Origin of the sequence: Paracoccus marcusii (genome assembly GCF_006151785.1) — a bacterium.
Classification (GTDB): Bacteria; Pseudomonadota; Alphaproteobacteria; order Rhodobacterales; family Rhodobacteraceae; genus Paracoccus; species Paracoccus marcusii.
The window spans coordinates 1-3,447 of sequence record NZ_VDDD01000199.1 but is presented as its reverse complement, the minus strand read 5'-3'; the positions used below and the strand labels follow the sequence as shown (position 1 = coordinate 3,447).

General features: G+C 58.8%; 2 protein-coding genes. One reads left to right on the top strand and one right to left on the bottom strand.

The window, feature by feature from the left end; translation table 11 throughout:
• The first annotated feature begins 237 nt into the window (after positions 1-237).
• The gene (locus tag FHD68_RS17965) at positions 238-948 is read left to right on the top strand and encodes a hypothetical protein (protein ID WP_139086457.1); all 711 of its coding nucleotides are present in this window, start codon (positions 238-240) and stop codon (positions 946-948) included.
• Between the two features lie 267 nt (positions 949-1,215).
• On the opposite strand, the gene FHD68_RS17960 is transcribed toward FHD68_RS17965, so the two are convergent.
• The gene (locus tag FHD68_RS17960; protein WP_139086455.1) at positions 1,216-3,129 is read right to left on the bottom strand and encodes an OmpA family protein; all 1,914 of its coding nucleotides are present in this window, start codon (positions 3,127-3,129) and stop codon (positions 1,216-1,218) included.
• Between the last annotated feature and the right edge of the window lie 318 nt (positions 3,130-3,447).

The following is a 3,447-nucleotide window of genomic DNA, read 5'->3' as shown; positions in this document are numbered from 1 at the left end:
TCGCTTCATTGTCCGTCCTCAAGTTGGATCGGACTCTAATCGATGGTGGAGGAAAAATCCCGTAGCAGGTCACACGCGCTACCTGAGGTTACCCTAAGCAACTTGAAGTTGCGATCATATGTCGGTGACGGGGCGTGAGATAGCCAATTCTTCGTCGAAAATGCCTCCGTATCTCGGGCCAATCTACTCCCGTATAAGTTGAATGATGCGGAATCTCGCTGCCGTAGGCGTGCGTTGGTGCTCCAGGTAATCAATGGGAGACGCATGATGTTGAAGACTCCGTTCAAGGCTCTATTGGTGGGCAGCCAGATCGCTGTGACCAGCCTGATGGCAACTACGGCCATTGCGCAGACCACCCAGATCGAGACCCCTCAGGGTTCCACGGTGATTGTTCCAGACAACGCGCTGGAGGATGAGCCATCCGGCGGTTTCGTCACCGAGGGCGACTACCCCCGTCTGGAAAGCATCGAGAACTATGAGGCGATTGCAGAGACCCTGTCAGATCAGGGGTATTCCGATATTTTCATCCAGCGCGAGGGCCCGATCCCGACGGTCACCGCGCAGCGCGCCGGCGTTCCGACCGAACTGGTCTACAGCACGGCCAACGGCCGTCTTGTTTCTGTTGATGGGGTCGAAACCCGTGCTGATCCTGAAGGATCGTCTGCAGGTGACGATGCCGGGCAGGCAGAGGCCGGAGCATCGGATGCAGGCGATGATAGTGATACACCAGATACCCCAGGTGACGATGACGGGGCGAGTGAGGATAGCGCCGGTGATAATGGGGCCGATGGCGGGTCAGATGCAGGCGATGGCGGGGCTGACACCGGCTCGGATGGATCTGACGGTGGCGAGGCGGATGGTGGCTCGGACGGCAGCGATTCAGACAGCGGCTCTGACGGTGGCTCCGAGGGAGGCGATGCCGATGGGGGATCAGACAGCAACGGCTGATATCGCTAGGAAACACGCTCTACGGTGAGGAAGCCCCCGCAGCATGGTACTGCGGGGGTTTTTGCAGGCGCGTCGATATCGACATGCGCTATGGGAATTGCCTGGATTTATTTACAGAGCGACGCTGCCCCCCCAAGTCACATTAGAAACAGGCGGAAGGGGCGCATCTAGGATGGTCCTGAAGCCATGAGTGTAGGGTACCGAACTGATGCACAACAAAGGCGGTCCCGTGTTGGGACCGCCAGATGGTGACAGTATTCAGATCACTCAGTTGGCTGCTGTCTGAAGCAGGTCGGTGATGCGCCGGACAGATGCACGACGGTTCTCGCGGATGTCGCCCTCCTGCTGGATCCGTGGGAACTGTTCACCGTAACCCTGGATGACCATGTTCTCCGGCGGAACCTGAAAATATTCGCTCAAGGCAAGCGCCACCGACTCCGCGCGACGGTCAGACAGGGCGAGGTTTGCCGCAGGATCGCCCACGGTGTCCGTATGCCCTTCAACAAGGAAGATTTCATTCGGATTGCCTGCGATCGCTTCACTGATGACATTCCCCAGAGCAGTCAGTTTCTTGGCTTGGTCAGCGTCAATGGCGGCTGAGTCCGTCTGGAATGTGATGGCGTTGACGTCAACGGAGGTGACCAGCGAACGAACCTCAGGAATGTCACGGACCTGCGACAGGCTGAACCGTCGATCAACGGCCAACCGGGCCATCAGGGCTTCCCGGAGCGCGGCTTCGTCCAGATCAGCTGCCGACCCGTCGAGCGTAGGCGCCGGAGCGGGCAGACTTGCGACATTAACGGGCTCCACGACCGATGTGTCGTCAAGCAGCATTGTCTGTTCTCCATCAGCTGAGATGAGCGTTCGGCGCAGGATCCGCAGATCGGCGTCACGGATCGTGACAATACGGCTGCCATCAGACCGCGTCACGGTGGTGCGCGAGGATCCATCATCGAAGTTTTCTGTCGCGACAGTCGACCCGGGCTGGCGAAGGAGAGCGACGTCATCCCTGATCACCTGCTGGGTGCCATCGGAACGGGTTACGACGATGCGGTCGGGCGTCGACAGCGCGACCTGGCGATTGTTGTTGAGCATCGCGCCGACAGCCACTCCGCCCAGACCCAGCAGGATGGCCTTCGCCAGATCATTATCATCATCGCTGTCGCTGGACTGCTGCTGATTGCCATCAGCCGAGGTGGCTTGCTGCAGGGTGGTCGCAAAATCTTCGCTTGAGGAACGGCTGTTTTCCTCGGTTACTTCTTCTTCAGTCACCTCGGCAGTAGCCGAGTCATCCAGCGCGGCGGCGGTTGGTGCGTCAGCAGTTTGCGCGCTTGTCTCGGACGCCGTAGGAGCGTCAGCAGTCGTCGTTGGAATGTCAGTGCCGGAAGCGTTCGCGTCAGTTTGGGCGTCGTTCTGTCCGTCGGCGCCGGCTGTCGAAGGTTCCTCCGTTCCGGGATTCAAGGGCGCTGGCGGGTTTGCCGGGACGGTGCTGCTTTCGGAAGGCTCAAGCCCATCCGTAAGGTCATCTGCACCCGGCAGGGTCGTTTCCGCCTCCGGTGCCGCGCCAGTCGCTTCCGTCTCCGCACTCTGCTGCTCTGCCGCCATCGCGTCTTCCAGCGCCGCCTCAGGGTCGGTGGTGTTGGTGTCGGGCATTGCTTCAGCATCTGCCTCAGGGAGCGCGTCCACCGCTGGCGTCGCCACGTCGGTTTGGGCAGATGAGGCCTCTGCATCAGAACTCACCTCAGCGGCGCCAGCACCTTCTACAGGCATGGTTTCCGTCGTTGTCCCGGTCGCCTCACTTGCCTCGGTCTCAGCTTCCTCCTGCTCCGCCGCCATCGCTTCGTCCAGGGCTGCGTCATTTTCGGTGGCGTCGGGTTCTGCAGTCACATCGGACGCCGCTTCAGAGGCAGGCCCCGCGCCACCCTCTGGCGTGGTCATCTCGGCCTCGACGGGTGAGGCCGCTGCATCAGCATCAGTCTCGGCAGCGACAGTCGCATCACCGCCGGCGGGAGAGGCTTTCTGCGAAGTCGGTGCGGCCGCATCGGCCTTGGGCACGATCTCTTCTGCAGGAGGCACGACCTGCGAATTGCCATCAGCTGCAGCTTGAGCTGCAGCCATCTGCGGTGAGAGAAGTGAAAGACATGCCGCGATGGCTGTCGAGGTGTGGAAAATCCGGCGCATGATGGTTCCCAAATTACAACCTGAGGTAGACTTCACTACAACATGCCCCGTGCGAGTCAGTTCCATAACCTCAGTTCTGCAAAACTAAAAATGTATGCATCAAATTAATTACAATACCTTATATAATTTTCCCCTATGTAGAGATCTAAATTGCTCAGATTGGGAAATTATTATTTTTACTTATCAATTTGATCTGCCGTAACAGAGAAGCCATAATGATGTATTTCTTGCCTGCGCATGCTTTGGGGCTCTGTTGCACAAATCGCGTCAGGGATTCATCTCGTGAATCCAGCGTGGTAGCTGTGATGCATGAGCAGA

What these genes read in the sequence shown, in the direction of transcription:
- FHD68_RS17960 (WP_139086455.1), bottom strand. Translation starts at nt 3,129, where the DNA reads ATGCGCCGGATTTTCCACACCTCGACAGCCATCGCGGCATGTCTTTCA.